We start from the raw sequence: 13,925 nt of genomic DNA on the forward strand, positions 1-13,925 counted from the left end.
CCGCTTCCGGCCCTGTTCCCGCTCGCGTGCAGCATGCGGCACCCCCCGGACGCTCTGCCCAGACTGACCCGTCCCCGGGGGCGTACGCCAGGTGCGCGGGGGCGGTTGCGCCGTAAGGGGGAACGCGCCACCCCTCTTGTGGGGCGCACGACCGCCCCACCCGCCCCACCGGGCCCAGCCCTCGCACTCGCACCAATGTGCGAGGAGCGGTGATTTCCCAGGAGGACCCGGGAACCCGCTCGCGCCCCGCTCCGTCCAACGGCCGTACCGCCGGAGAGTCTCCGCAGGGCGGTGTCGGCCTCGCTGCTGGCTGCGTTCGCTGACTCCCCTCTCCAACCGTCCGCGGCCGGCCGTACGCCGCCACCGGCGCGCCCCCTCCACATGCGCCGGTGGCGGCCCCCTCCCCCCGGCCCCCGGTCCCGGAAAGTCCCCGCACCACGCTCCGCACGGTTATTGACGGGTACTTACTTTCGAGCCAGTGTGACCCCGCTGGAAGTTTCCTTCAAGGGCTTCACGAAGGGGTACCCGTGCCGGACCGCACCTCCGCTCCCTCCCGCCGCACCCTCCTCACCGCGAGCGCCGCCGCGGCGGCCGTCGCCGTCACCGGGGGCGCCGGCGGTCCCGCCGCGGCGGCCGACCGGCCCACCGCCGACCGCCTCCGCCGCCTGATCGCCTCCATGACCCTGGAGGAGAAGGTCGGCCAGCTCTTCGTGATGCGGGTGTACGGACACTCCGCGACCGCCCCCGACCAGGCGGACATCGACGCCAACCTCAAGGAGATCGGCGTCCGTACCGCCGCCGAGCTGATCGCGAAGTACCACGTCGGCGGCATCATCTACTTCGCGTGGGCACACAACACCCGCGACCCGCACCAGATCGCCGACCTCTCCAACGGCATCCAGCAGGCCGCCCTCGCCCAGCGCACCCGCATCCCGCTCCTGACCTCCACCGACCAGGAGCACGGCATCGTCGCGCGCGTCGGCCGGCCCGCCACCCTGCTGCCCGGCGCGATGGCGCTCGGCGCGGGCGCGTTCCGGCGCGGCACCCGTGACGCCCGCGAGGCCGCCCGCATCGCCGGCGCCGAACTCGCCGCCCTCGGCATCCGGCAGAACTACGCCCCCGACGCGGACGTCAACGTCGACCCCGCCAACCCGGTCATCGGCGTCCGCTCCTTCGGCTCCGAGCCGTCGTCGGTGGCCGCCCTCGTCGCCGCCCAGGTGCGGGGCTACCAGTCGGCCGGCGTCGCCGCGACGGCCAAGCACTTCCCGGGGCACGGCGACACCAAGGACGACAGCCACCACAAACTCCCGTACATCGACCACACGCGGGAGGAGTGGCAGGCGCTCGACGCGCCGCCCTTCCGCGCCGCCGTCGCCGCCGGCATCGACTCGATCATGACGGCCCACATCGTCGTCCCCGCACTCGACCCGGCGGAGGACCCGGCGACGCTGTCCCGCCCCATCCTCACCGGCATCCTCCGGGAGGAACTGGGTTACCAGGGCGTCGTCGTGACGGACTCGCTCAGCATGGAGGGCGTCCGCACGAAGTACGGCGACGACCGGGTGCCGGTGCTGGCGCTGAAGGCGGGATGCGACCAGCTCCTCAACCCGCCGAAGCTCGACGTGGCCTGGAAGGCGGTCCTCGCGGCGGTCAGGGACGGGGAACTCACCGAGACACGGATCGACGAGTCCCTGCTGCGCATCCTCCGGCTCAAGGCGAAGCGCGGGCTCTTCGACCAGCCGTACGTGACCCGCCGCGTCGTCGACCGCACCGTGGGCACCCGCCCCCACCTGGCCGCCGCCGACCGGATCGCCGACGCGACGACGACCCTCCTCGTGAACGAGGGCGGACTGCTGCCCCTCTCGCCCCGCCGCCACCAGCGGGTACTCGTCGTCGGCGTCGACCCCGCCTCCCCGACCGGCACGACGGGCCCGCCCACCGCCGTCCTCACCGCCGAACTGACCCGTCTCGGCTTCACCGCGACGGCGCTGCCCACCGGCCCCGCCCCCACCCGCGCGAAGATCGACGAAGCGGTCGCCGCGGCACGTGCGGGCGCGGACGCGGTCGTCGTCACCACCCGCAACGTGTCGGCCACGAGCACCCAGCGGACCCTGGTGGACGAACTGGCGGCGACGGGCGTCCCGGTGATCACGATCGCGATCCAGAACCCCTACGACGTCGCCCGCACCACGGGCCTCGGCGCACGCGCCCACCTCGCCGCGTACTCCTGGACGGACGTCGAGACACGGGCCGCGGCACGCGTACTGGCAGGCAGGACCCGCCCGACGGGACGACTGCCGGTCCCGGTGCACAGGGCGGACGACCCGGGGACGGTGCTGTTCCCTGTGGGGTACGGACTGGGGTACTGAGGACGGGGGCTGCGGGCGGGACCGTGCGGGCCGAGCGGCCGACGGGCTCGACGCCCCCAGCCCCCAGCCCCACCCGCCCACGTCGACCGGAATCCCGCCCTCGCCCCCGCGCCCCCTTCCCCTTATCCCCTCGCCCCTCGCCCCTGCGCCCGTTTCACCAGCCCGGCGCCGTCTCCCAGTGCTCGCGCAGCACCCGTACCGTCTCCCGGATCGCCGGGCGGCGGGACGCGCCCGTTCGCCACAGTGCGTACACCCGGCGGGCGGGTACCGGGTCCAGGCTCACCGCTTCCACCCCGGCCGGCAGAGTGCCGCGCCCCAGCCGGGGAATCATGGCAACTCCCAACCCGGCCCGGATCAAGGCCAGTTGAGTGTGGACCTCCTCCGCCTGGTGGGCGATGTCCGGTTCGTAGCCGGCCGAGCGCAGGGTGCGCATCAGCCAGTCGTGGCACACCGTTCCGGGGGGCTGGCAGATCCAGCGTTCGGTGGCCAGTTCCTCGCGCCGCACGTCCGTGCGTCCGGCCAGCCGGTGGCTCGCCGGGACCAGCAGGTCGCACAGGTCCTGGCCGATCACCACCTGTTCGACCCCCTCGGGTGCGGGCAGCGGGGCGATGTCCCAGTCGTGGGCGACGGCCAGGTCCAGCACGCCCTTGGCGACCAGGTCGACGGAGAGGTGCGGGTCGACCTCCGTCATCCGTGCGTCGAGGGCCGGATGGGCGCGGGCCAGTTCCGCCAGCGCGCCGGGCAGCAGGCCCCGTGCGGCGGTCGCGAACGCGCCCACGGTCAGCCGGCCGCTCGGCAGGCCCCGGCGTTCCTCCAGGGAGGTTTCCGCGCGCTCCACGATGGACAGCAACTGCTGCGCCGTCGCCGCGAGTTGCAGGGCGTCCTCGGTGAGGGCGATCCCTCGGCCGCGCCGCTCGACCAGCTTCGTGCGGGTCTCCCGCTCCAGCTTCGCGAGCTGCTGCGAGACGGCCGAGGGGGTGTAGCCGAGCGCGGCGGCGGCACCCGCCACCGACCCGTGGACGGAGACCGCGTGCAGGGCGCGCAGCCGGGAGAGGTCGAGCACGTCGGGACCGCCATTCGTAAGCGTTGCTGCATCCCATGATGAAGGAACCCGCGCTGGTGCTAAAGGGTTCGGGGACGTGATCCTCGATCCCATGCCCACCTCCGCGCCTTCGCCCGCGAGCCTGATCCCGCACCTGCCCATGCGTCCCGCGCACATCGCCCTCGCGGTCCTCGTCACCGCCCTGTGGGGAATCAACTTCGTCGTCATCGAAGTCGGTCTCGACCACTTCCCGCCGCTCCTCTTCTCCGCCCTCCGCTTTCTGGTCGCGGCACTTCCCGCGGTCTTCTTCGTGGGGCGTCCGAAGGTGGCGTTGAAGTGGATCATCGGGGTCGGACTGGCACTGGGGGCCGGGAAGTTCGGGCTGCTGTTCGTCGCGATGGACCAGGGGATGCCCGCCGGCCTCTCGTCCCTCGTCCTCCAGGTGCAGGCCGTGTTCACGGCGGTGATCGCCACGTCCGTACTGGGCGAACGCCTCACCCGTACGCGGAAGGCCGGCATGCTGGTGGCCCTCGCCGGGATCGGTGTGGCTGCGTACGACGAGGGCACGGGCGGACCCGTGCTCGCGTTCACGCTCGTCGTCGCGGCCGCCGCCTGCTGGGGGGTCTCCAACGTCCTCACCCGGCAGGCCGCCGCACCCGACCCGCTCAACTTCATGGTCTGGGTCTCGGCCGTCCCCGTGCTTCCGCTTCTCGCGCTCTCGCTCGTCTTCGAAGGCTGGGACCGGGACGTCGCCGCGCTCGCCGCCCTCGACTGGACGGGCGTCGCCGTCCTCCTCTACGTGGCCTGGGTGGTCACCGTCTTCGGCTTCGGGGCGTGGGGGTTCCTGCTCAGCCGCCATCCCGCCTCCTCGGTGGCCCCCTTCACGCTCCTGGTACCGGTCTTCGGTATGAGCAGCGCCGCGCTCCTGCTCGACGAGCGGGCCACCGGGCTGCGGTGGTGTGCGGCGGCGCTGCTGGTGGGCGGGGTGGCGCTGGCCCAGTTCCGGTTCAGCGGGCCGCGGAGCCTGCGCCGCCCCGGCCGGCGGAAGCCAGCAGGGCCAGGTGCTCCCGTCCCGCCGCCAGCAGCCCCGGCAGCTCCGCCGCCCCCGGATACCAGCGCTTCTCGTACTCCCAGCACACCCAGTCGTTCGGGGTGAGGAGCGAGAGGCACTCGGCGAGCGGCAGCACTCCGGCGCCGAGGGCGAGCGGGGTCGTGTCGTCGGCCGACGCGATGTCCTTGACCTGCACGTAGCCGAGGTACGGGGCGAGGACGCCGTGGGAGGTGGCGGGGTCCTCACCGCCGAGCCAGGTGTGCATGACGTCCCACAGGACGCCGACGTTCTTGTGGCCGACGGCGGCCACGACCCGGGCGGCGTCCACGCCGGTGCGGTGCGAGTCGTGGGTCTCCAGGAGGATGCGCACGCCGTACTCCTCGGCCATCTCCGCCGCCGCGCCCAGCCGCCGCGCGGCCCGGTCGTCGCCGCTCTCGCAGCCGCCGGCGGAGGCGTTCTCCGCGACGTCCCGCGCGTCCCCCGCGCCGGGGAAGACCCGTACGTACGGAGCGCCCAGGTCCCGCGCCAGCTCCAGCAGGCCCCGGACCTCCGCCAGCACCGGCTCGTCCTCGCCCGGGGCGGCCACCTTCGCGTACCCGGCCACCGCGAGGATCTCGATCCCCGCCTCGGCGAACGTCGCGGCGGTCGAAGCGCGCGCCTGCGGCCCGATCCCGGGATGCACCGGCTCCTCGGGGTGGGCGCGCAGCTCGACGCCCTGGAAACCGGCGCCCACGGCGAGCGCGGCGACGTCGGACATCGGCATGCCGGGGACGCCGAGGGTGGAAAAGGCCAGCTTCACTGGGCGACAACTCCTTCTGTTCCTGCCGTGGTGGGTACGGCTGTTCCTGCGGTGGTCCGTTCGGCTCTTCCCGCCGCGGTGGGTACGGCTCTCTTCCCGCCGCGCTGCGAACGGTTCTTCCTGCGGTGGTGCGTACGGCCTCGGGTGCGGCGGGGCCGACCGGGGCCGGGCCACCGCCGGTTCCGGGGCGCCCCCTTCCGGTACCCGGTTCCGCCCGAAAACCACCACGGGCGGCTCCGCCGTCCGCCGGGTCCCGTCCCACCCCCGGCCGCCCCGCCGGCGGACGCGCGGGGGCAGAGTAGGGGACCGCCGGACGGGGCAGGACACGCCCATGACTTCCGAAACCTCCGACGCCTGGCAATTCACCGACGCCCGTGGCCAGTTGGCGTCCGCCGCCGAACGCCCCACCCGTATCGCCGCGTACCTGCAGGCAGGCGCGACCCTCTGGGACCACGGCCTGCGCCCGCACGGAATCTTCGGCTCCCAGCACGACGGCCCCGCCCCCGACCCGGCGAAGTGCGGCTCCCTCCCGCTCGACGGCCTGACCTACTACGGCGCGGGCGCCTCCCTCGACCCGGACGGGATCCTCGCCTCCGGCGCCGACCTCCTCGTCGCCGTCACCTACGGCGGCGGGGCGGTGTACGGCATGGAACCCGACGCGGCCAAGCACCTGGAGGAACAGATCCCGGTCGTCGTGCTCGACGTCGGACAGGGCCGCTCCCTGGCCGACGTACGGGAAGCCTTCGGCGCCCTCGCGCACAGCCTCGGCGGTGCGGAACCCCCGGAGGCCGCCTACCAGCTCGCCGACGCGCAGGCCAAGCTGAAGTCGCTCGCCGGTCCCGCCGCCCCGCCGCTGCTCGCCCTGTCCCCGGCGAGCGGCACCGAGGTCCACCTCGCCCGCCCGCACGCCTGGCCGGACCTGCGCGCCCTCACCGCCCTCGGCGTACCCCTGCTGGCCCCGCCGCCGGAGGGCGGTGCGAACTGGGCGACCGTGGACTGGCCGACGGCTGCCGCGCTCGGCCCCGGGCTCGTCCTCGCCGACGTCCGGGCGAACGCGGCGCTCCTCGATCCGGCCCTGCTGGGTGACGACGTCCGCGTCCTGCCCTGGAATCCCGAGCTCCCTGCGAGCGCCACCTCCCACACCCTCTTCTACACCGGCATCACGCGGGCACTCCAGAGCTGAAACCCCTCCCGGCAACCCCGGTCGCCTCCTGTTGGATCATGTCCGGAGCGCGCCGCACGCCGACGCGGCCCGCCCCGCGTCGCACGCGTAGCGCACACCGCACACGCACCCCCGTGCGCCGCACACCGCACACGCACCCCCGTGCGTCGCACACCGCACACGCACCCCCGTGCGTCGCACACCGCATGCGTCACCCCGTGCGGCGCACCGGCATCCGCTCCACCAGGAGGCAACACGTGGACCGTCCGATCACCCTCGTCACCGGTGGCAGCCGAGGCATCGGCGCCGCCACCTGCCTGCGGCTCGCCGCCGACGGCCACGACGTCGCCCTCGCCTACGTACGGGACGAGGCCGCCGCCGAGCAGAGTGCGGCGGCGGTCCGGGCAACCGGCGCCCGCTGCCTCACCGTCCGCGCGGACACCTCCGTGGAGGCGGACGTCGACCGGCTCTTCGACACCGTGGCCGCCGGACTCGGCCCGCTCACCGGCCTCGTCAACAACGCGGGCGTCACCGGCAGGCTCAGCCGTCTCGCCGACGCCACCACCGAGGACCTCCGCCGCGTCCTCGACGTCAACGTCTTCGGCACCCTGCTGTGCTGCCGCCGTGCCGCCCGGGACCTGACGGCGTCCGGCGGCGGCGCGATCGTCAACGTCTCGTCCGGTGCGGCCACGCTCGGCAGCCCCGGCGAGTACGTCCACTACGCCGCCTCCAAGGCCGCCGTCGACGCCCTCACCGTCGGCCTGTCCAAGGAACTCGGCCCCGACGGCATCCGCGTCAACGCCGTCGCCCCCGGCCTCGTCGACACCGACATGCACGCCGCCATGGGCGACCCCGGCCGCCCCGCCCGCATGGCCCCCGAGCTCCCCCTGCGCCGCGCCGGCGAAGCCTCCGAGATCGCCGCCGCCGTCGCCTGGCTGCTCTCCCCGGATGCCTCGTACACGTCCGGGACGGTGCTTCGGGTGGCGGGGGGACGGTAGGCCCGCCGGAGCGGTCAGTCGGCCACGTCGACACCGTAGCCGCGCGCCAGGGCTTCGAGGCCGTGGTCGTATCCCTGGCCCACGGCCCGGAACCGCCACAGCCCCGCCCGGCGGTAGAACTCCGCGAGCAGCAGGGTCCGCTCGGTGGTCGCGGCGTCCAGAGTGCCACGTGCGAGAGGTGCGTCCACGTTGCCCCACGACGCGGCGACCTGGAGCGGACCCACGTCGCCGAAGGTCCCCTCCCCGTCCACAGCGGCTGCCACAACCACCCGAAGTGCGGCCGGAGGCAAAGCTGCCAGATCGATGGTGACGGTCTGTTCGGCGGGACCGTCGGTCAGCAGGCGCACCGTCCCTGCTGGGTTCTCCGGGGCGCCGTAGAAGACGAAGTCCTCGTCGAAGGACACCTGTTCGTCGTTGTCCAGGACGAAGGCGACGACGTCGATCGCGCACGCCGTGCGTGATCCCCAGGTGGCGGTGACTGAGAGCGGAGTCCCCGCCCTGAGCGCGGGCAGGTCCACCACTCCGCCCCGTGGCACGGTCCGCGGTGCGTGCGGCCGGCGGAAGGCTCCGGGTTCGTAGGGGGCGACCGTTCCGTCCAGCCAGTCCGGTTCGTGCGTGGGAACGGCGAGTTGGGCGATCCGGCCCATCCGGCGGTCCTGATGGCCACCGGGAAGCACGACGACGTCAGTGACGCTCGCGGAGAGATTCACGGCGGCCGAGCCACCAAGTTCGACCACTCGGGTGCGGTACGAGGCCGCCTCCGGGTGCGAGCCGCCGAGGACCAGGACGCGCCGGCCGGAGAGAGGCCCGGTGGGCCTCGGGAGCCTGCCTGCTTTCGCGGGCCGGCCGGCCCCGCCGGGTCGCAAGGAGCCCGCGGCAGAAGCGGACGCCTGGGCGGGCACAGGGGCGGATGCGGAGCCGCCCTGCGCGGGGACGCTCTCCCACTCCGGCTCGGGCGCGGAGGAGGGGGTCGTCCCCGAAGCGGGGGCGAGGACGGCGGTCTCCGGCGCGGGACCCGGCACCGCTGCCGGTGCGTCGTGCGGTGTGCCCGGCCGTACGTCGCCCAGCATTCGCAGGAAGGAGCGCTCGTCGATGACCGGAACGCCCTCGGCGAGCGCGCGGCGAGCCTTCGCGGAACCGGTGGCACTGTCGTTCGTGACGAGGGCGCTGGTGTGCTTGCTGACCGAGCCCATGACGTTCAGTCCTGCGGTCACCGCCCGGGCCAGGAGCTCCGCGCGTCCGGTGTCGGTGTCGCCGGTGACGGCGATCTTCATGCCCTGCACCAGTGGCCCGCCCTGTGAGACCCGGCCGGGATTGCGGAAGGCGCACGACGCCTTGGGCGGCTTCGGGATGAACTGCGCGTCCTGTCGGGGAGGACACGGCACCAGCGGCAGCGGGACGTCCAAGTGCGCCGCCTCCGCCAGCGACGCCCGCAGGATTCCGGCCAGCGTCCGGGTGTCGTCGAGCGCGTCGTGGGCCCGCAGCGGGGGAAGGCCGTAGTGGGTGGAGAGCGTCCCGAGTTTGAGGTCGGTGGTAGGCGGGTCCAGCTGCCGGTTGAGGGACAGTGTGCACAGCCGCCGGGCGACCGGCAGCGACAACCCGGCCCTGGCGAACTCGTGCGCCAGGAACCCGTAGTCGAACTGGGCGTTGTGCGCGACCATCACGCGGTTCTGGAGCATCGCCGCGATCCGCCCCGCGACTTGGTCGAACGTCGGCGCTCCGGACAATCGCTCCGGAGTCAGCCCGTGAATGTCGATCCTCCCCGGGGCGCAGCCGGGGTTGAGCAGGGTGGAGAACTCGTCGGTCTGTTCCCCGTCGGGGCTCAACGTGATGACCGCGACCGACAGCACCCGGTCGCGGCGGGCCGTCAGCCCCGAGGTCTCGACGTCCACCAGTGCCCAGTCGTGCAGGTAGTCCGGCAGATCCGGCAGACGGACTGCACCGAGAGACAGGGGAGGGGTGAAGGTCATGGGTAGAAGGATGGAGTGGAGAAGGAGCGGCCTCAAGCGGAATGCCGGTTTGTCCGCCTTTTTCCGCCTGGGTCTCGTCCATCGGACTTCTCAGGCCGGTCGGTCGGGTCGACCCCTGCCCGGCCCCGCGCTCAGGCCCGGCGCACCGGACCCGTGGACCCCCGTACCACCAGCTCCGCCAGGACCGTCTCCACGCCGTCCGGATCGCGGGGCGTCTCCCGGGTGACCGCCAGCAGGCCCGCCCGTGCGCCCGCCTCGATCAGGGGCAGTCGTACGGTCGTGAGGGCCGGCACCGTGTCCGTCGCCGACGGGAGGTCGTCGAAGCCCGCGACCGAGAGGTCCTCGGGGACGCGCAGGCCACGGGCGCGGGCGGCGGTGCAGACGCCCAGGGCGATGGTGTCGTTGGCGGCGACGACGGCCGTCGGGCCGGGCTCCGCGTCCAGCAGCCGCGTGGCGGCGGCGATGCCCGACGCGCGGTCGAAGGCGCCGTGGAGGGTGCGGGCGGGATCGTCGGCCACGCCCGCGGCCGCGAGGGCCGCGCGGTGGCCCTCCAGACGGTGGCGGGTCGTGGTGCGCTCGGCCGGGCCCGCGACGTAACCGATGCGCCTGTGGCCGAGGGCGAGCAGGTGCTCGGTGAGGCGGCGGGCTCCGGCGCGGTTGTCGAAGGAGAGCGTGGCGGTGACGGGGGATCCCGCCGAAGGCGGCAGCGGCGGTCGTCCGCACAGCACAATCCGGGTGCCCGCCTCCGCGAGCCTGGCGAGCTTCGCCGCGACCGCGGCCGAGTGGCCGGGGTCCTCGATCGCGCCGCCGGTGAGGATCACCGCCGCCGCGCGCTGGCGCTGGAGGAGGGTGAGGTAGGTCAGTTCGCGCTCCGGGGAGCCGCCGGTGTTGCAGACCACGGCGAGCTTCTCGCCGCCGATCGCGCCCGGGGTGCCCTCCGCGCCGCTGATCTGTGCCTGGGCGGCGCTCGCCATGATGCCGAAGAAGGGGTCGGCGATGTCGTTGACCAGGATGCCGACCAGGGAGGACGTCGACGCGGCCAGCGCGCTCGCCGGGCCGTTCACGACGTAGTCCAGGTCGTTCACCGCGCGCAGCACGCGCTCCCGAGTCGCCGCCGCCACCGGGTAGTTGCCGTTGAGCACCCGGGAGACCGTGGCCGGCGACACCTGGGCCCGGTGTGCCACGTCCGCCAACGTCACTGTCATTCAGCTGTCCTCATTCGGGGGGCTCCAGGTCTTGTTCGTCCTGCGGTGCTCAGGCTAGCTTCTTGCTTCATAGCGCATAGAAAGCGCTTTCTAAGAGTGCTTCGCCAGTACGGGTCGCCCAGCGGCGCCCGGCGAGCCACGCCGAGTACGGCCTGTACGGAGGAACTGACGTGACACGCAAGACAGTGCGGATCGCCATGAACGGCGTCACCGGACGGATGGGCTACCGCCAGCACCTGCTGCGCTCCATCCTGGCCCTGCGCGAGCAGGGCGGCCTCGACCTCGGCGACGGCACCGTCCTGTGGCCCGAGCCGGTCCTCGTCGGCCGCCGTGAGCACGCGCTGCGTGCGATTGCCGAGCGGCACGGCATCGCGGAGTGGTCCACCGACCTCGCCGCCGTCCTCGCCGACGAGACGGTCGACATCTACTTCGACGCCCAGGTGACCTCCGCCCGCGAGGACGCCCTCAAGCAGGCCATCGCCGCCGGCAAGCACCTCTACACCGAGAAGCCGACCGCCACCGGCGTCGAGGGCGCGCTGGAACTGGCCCGCCTCGCCCGCGCGGCCGGCGTCAAGAACGGCGTCGTCCAGGACAAGCTCTTCCTCCCCGGCCTGGTGAAGCTGAAGCGCCTCATCGACGGCGGCTTCTTCGGAGAAATCCTGTCCGTGCGCGGCGAGTTCGGCTACTGGGTCTTCGAGGGCGACTGGCAGGAGGCGCAGCGCCCGTCCTGGAACTACCGGGCCGAGGACGGCGGCGGCATCGTCGTCGACATGTTCCCGCACTGGGAGTACGTCCTGCACGAGCTGTTCGGCCGCGTCACCACCGTCAGCGCACACGTCACCACGCACGTTCCGCAGCGCTGGGACGAGGAGGGCAAGCCCTACCCGGCCACCGCCGACGACTCCGCGTACGGCGTCTTCCAACTGGAGGGCGGCACGGTCGCGCAGATCAACTCCTCCTGGGCGGTACGGGTCAACCGGGACGAACTGGTCGAGTTCCAGGTCGACGGCACGCACGGCTCCGCAGTCGCCGGACTGCGCAACTGCCGCGTCCAGCACCGCTCGGCCACCCCCAAGCCGGTCTGGAACCCCGACCTGCCGGTCACCGAGTCCTTCCGCGACCAGTGGCAGGAGGTCCCCGACAACGCGGTCTTCGACAACGGCTTCAAGGCCCAGTGGGAGCTGTTCCTGCGCCACGTCGTCCTGGACGAGCCGTACACCTGGGACCTCCTCGCGGGCGCGCGGGGCGTCCAGCTCGCCGAGCTGGGCCTCAAGTCCTCGGCCGAGGGCCGTCGTTACAACGTTCCGGAGCTGACCCTGTGAGCGCGCTGATCCTGCCGGTCGCGGGCGGCGGAACGTACTCCTACACCCCGCGCACCGAGCCCTCCTCGTTCGTCGCAGGCGGCGCCCCCCTCGTCTCCCGTACGGTCTTCTCCGCCGCGCACGTGGTCGCCGACCCGTACGCCGACACCTCCCCGGACTCCCCGGCCGCCGTCGACTGGGACTCCACCCTGGCTTTCCGCCGCCACCTGTGGTCGCACGGGCTGGGGGTGGCCGAGGCCATGGACACCGCGCAGCGAGGCATGGGCCTGGACTGGGCGGGCGCGGCCGAACTCATCCGCCGCTCGGCCGCCGAGGCGAAGGCGGTCGGCGGAACGATCGCGTGCGGTGCGGGTACGGACCAACTCACGCCCGGAGCGCACGACGTGGCGACGGTCACCGCCGCGTACGAGGAGCAGCTCGCCCTCGTCGGGGAGGCCGGCGCGCAGGTCGTTCTGATGGCCTCGCGCGCCCTGGCGGCAGCGGCTTCGGGCCCCGAGGACTACCTCGCCGTCTACGGCCACCTGCTCCGCCAGGCCACCGAGCCGGTCGTCCTGCACTGGCTCGGCCCGATGTTCGACCCCGCGCTGGAGGGCTACTGGGGAACGTCCGACCTGGACGCGGCGACCGACACCTTCCTGGACGTCATCGCCGCCCACTCCGACAAGATCGACGGCATCAAGGTCTCCCTCCTCGACGCCCAGCGCGAGATCGACCTGCGCCGCCGCCTCCCCGAGGGCGTCCGCTGCTACACCGGCGACGACTTCCACTACCCGGAACTGATCGCGGGCGACGCACAGGGCTTCTCGCACGCCCTGCTGGGCATCTTCGACCCGCTGGGCCCGCTGGCGGCGGAGGCGGTACGGGTTCTGGACACGGGGGACCGCGAAGGGTTCCGCACGCTCCTCGACCCGACCGTCGAACTCTCCCGCCACCTCTTCCGGACCCCGACCCGCTACTACAAGACGGGCGTGGTCCTGCTCGCCTGGCTGGCCGGCCACCAGTCCCACTTCACCATGGTCGGCGGCCTCCAGTCGGCCCGCTCGCTGCCCCATCTGGCGCGCGCGTACGAACTCGCCGACGGCCTCGGCCTGTTCCCCGACCCCGGCCTCGCGGCGACCCGGATGCGGGCACTGCTGCACGTGAACGGAGTGGCCCAGTGACGACCGGTGCCCTCTCCCGCCTGAGCATCAATCAGGAGACCCTCAAGCAGTGGTCGCTCCCGGAACTCGCCGAGGGCTGCACGGCGGCCGGGATCGGCGCGGTGGGCCTCTGGCGGGCCCCCGTCCAGGAGTACGGGGCCGAACGGGCGGCCAGGCTGATGCGTGACCACGGCCTCACCGTCACCAGCCTCTGCCGGGGCGGCTTCCTCACTGCGCCCGACCGGGCCGGACGCGAGCGCGCGCTCGCCGACAACCGCACGGCGATCGACGAGGCGGCCACCCTCGGCACGGACACCCTCGTCCTGGTCTCGGGCGGACTCCCGCCCGGGGACAAGAACCTGGTGGGAGCCAGGGAACGGATCGCCGACGCGCTGGCCGTCCTGGGACCGTACGCGCGGGAGCGAGGGGTGCGGCTCGCCGTCGAACCGCTGCACCCGATGTTCGCGGCCGACCGCTGCGTGGTCTCCACCCTCGGCCAGGCCCTCGACCTCGCCGAACGCTTCCCGGCCGCCGAGGTGGGCGTGGTCGTCGACACCTACCACCTCTGGTGGGACGACCTGGCGCCCGCACAGATCGTGCGCGCGGGGGTCGCGGGCCGCATCCATTCCTTCCAGGTGGCGGACTGGATCACCCCGCTCCCGGCCGGAGTGCTACTGGGCCGGGGCCAGTTGGGGGACGGCTCGATCGACCTGCGCGGCTTCCGCGAAATGGTCGAGGCGACGGGTTTCACGGGCCCGATCGAGGTCGAGATCTTCAACGAGGCACTGTGGGCGCGGGACGGGGCGGAGGCCCTGGCGGAGGTGGTGGAGCGATACCGGCGGCACGTCCTGTGAACCGTCGGCCCGTA

The 13,925-nt window shown here is 73.4% G+C and carries 10 protein-coding genes and 1 pseudogene; 7 read left to right on the forward strand and 4 right to left on the reverse strand.

Going from position 1 to position 13,925, the window contains the following annotated elements:
• Positions 1–527: 527 nt before the first annotated feature.
• Positions 528–2,369 carry a glycoside hydrolase family 3 protein gene (locus ACQPZG_RS22985; protein ID WP_433547620.1) on the forward strand — a complete coding sequence of 614 codons (1,842 nt, stop codon included), beginning with the start codon at positions 528–530 and terminating at the stop codon, positions 2,367–2,369.
• Positions 2,370–2,523: 154 nt separating this feature from the next.
• On the opposite strand, the gene ACQPZG_RS22990 is transcribed toward ACQPZG_RS22985, so the two are convergent.
• On the reverse strand, positions 2,524–3,432 hold the full coding sequence (locus ACQPZG_RS22990; protein ID WP_433547621.1) for a LysR substrate-binding domain-containing protein: 909 nt from the start codon (positions 3,430–3,432) through the stop codon (positions 2,524–2,526).
• Positions 3,433–3,571: 139 nt separating this feature from the next.
• Between ACQPZG_RS22990 and ACQPZG_RS22995 the strand changes: the two genes are divergently transcribed.
• Positions 3,572–4,567 carry an EamA family transporter gene (locus ACQPZG_RS22995; RefSeq protein ID WP_433549510.1) on the forward strand — a complete coding sequence of 332 codons (996 nt, stop codon included), beginning with the start codon at positions 3,572–3,574 and terminating at the stop codon, positions 4,565–4,567.
• On the opposite strand, the pseudogene ACQPZG_RS23000 reads toward ACQPZG_RS22995, so the two are convergent.
• Positions 4,449–5,261 (reverse strand): annotated as a pseudogene (locus tag ACQPZG_RS23000) (sugar phosphate isomerase/epimerase family protein); the annotation flags it as partial. The gene ACQPZG_RS22995 and the pseudogene ACQPZG_RS23000 overlap by 119 nt on opposite strands.
• A 331-nt stretch (positions 5,262–5,592) precedes the next feature.
• On the opposite strand from ACQPZG_RS23000, the gene ACQPZG_RS23005 reads away from it, so the two are divergent.
• Positions 5,593–6,444 (forward strand): ABC transporter substrate-binding protein, encoded by an 852-nt coding sequence (locus tag ACQPZG_RS23005; RefSeq protein ID WP_433547622.1) that lies wholly within the window; start codon positions 5,593–5,595, stop codon positions 6,442–6,444.
• 236 nt (positions 6,445–6,680) lie between these two features.
• Positions 6,681–7,421, forward strand: a complete 741-nt coding sequence (locus ACQPZG_RS23010) for an SDR family NAD(P)-dependent oxidoreductase (protein WP_433547623.1) — start codon at positions 6,681–6,683, stop codon at positions 7,419–7,421.
• A gap of 14 nt (positions 7,422–7,435) precedes the next feature.
• On the opposite strand, the gene ACQPZG_RS23015 is transcribed toward ACQPZG_RS23010, so the two are convergent.
• The gene (locus tag ACQPZG_RS23015; RefSeq protein WP_433547624.1) at positions 7,436–9,391 is read right to left on the reverse strand and encodes a TerD family protein; all 1,956 of its coding nucleotides are present in this window, start codon (positions 9,389–9,391) and stop codon (positions 7,436–7,438) included.
• A gap of 131 nt (positions 9,392–9,522) precedes the next feature.
• The gene (locus ACQPZG_RS23020; protein ID WP_433547625.1) at positions 9,523–10,596 is read right to left on the reverse strand and encodes a LacI family DNA-binding transcriptional regulator; all 1,074 of its coding nucleotides are present in this window, start codon (positions 10,594–10,596) and stop codon (positions 9,523–9,525) included.
• Positions 10,597–10,766: 170 nt separating this feature from the next.
• Between ACQPZG_RS23020 and ACQPZG_RS23025 the strand changes: the two genes are divergently transcribed.
• The 3 genes from ACQPZG_RS23025 to ACQPZG_RS23035 are packed head-to-tail and all read left to right on the forward strand — an operon-like array spanning position 10,767 to position 13,911.
• A complete protein-coding gene (locus ACQPZG_RS23025) occupies positions 10,767–11,918 on the forward strand; it encodes a Gfo/Idh/MocA family protein (protein WP_433547626.1) in 1,152 nt (383 codons plus the stop codon).
• 5 nt (positions 11,919–11,923) lie between these two features.
• Positions 11,924–13,078, forward strand: coding sequence for a dihydrodipicolinate synthase family protein (locus tag ACQPZG_RS23030; RefSeq protein ID WP_433549511.1), 1,155 nt, complete (start codon positions 11,924–11,926; stop codon positions 13,076–13,078).
• The gene (locus tag ACQPZG_RS23035; RefSeq protein ID WP_433547627.1) at positions 13,075–13,911 is read left to right on the forward strand and encodes a sugar phosphate isomerase/epimerase family protein; all 837 of its coding nucleotides are present in this window, start codon (positions 13,075–13,077) and stop codon (positions 13,909–13,911) included. Before ACQPZG_RS23030 ends, ACQPZG_RS23035 begins: the two co-directional genes overlap by 4 nt.
• The last annotated feature ends 14 nt before the right edge of the window (positions 13,912–13,925 follow it).

This window comes from Streptomyces sp. CA-294286 (assembly GCF_050947155.1).
In the GTDB taxonomy this organism is placed as follows: domain Bacteria; phylum Actinomycetota; class Actinomycetes; order Streptomycetales; family Streptomycetaceae; genus Streptomyces.

Bases quoted from the DNA above. Each gene is read 5' to 3' on its own strand.
- ACQPZG_RS22995 (WP_433549510.1), top strand. From the start codon at position 3,572: ATGCGTCCCGCGCACATCGCCCTCGCGGTCCTCGTCACCGCCCTGTGG.
- ACQPZG_RS23005 (WP_433547622.1), top strand. From the start codon at position 5,593: ATGACTTCCGAAACCTCCGACGCCTGGCAATTCACCGACGCCCGTGGC.
- ACQPZG_RS23015 (WP_433547624.1), bottom strand. From the start codon at position 9,391: ATGACCTTCACCCCTCCCCTGTCTCTCGGTGCAGTCCGTCTGCCGGAT.
- ACQPZG_RS23020 (WP_433547625.1), bottom strand. From the start codon at position 10,596: ATGACAGTGACGTTGGCGGACGTGGCACACCGGGCCCAGGTGTCGCCG.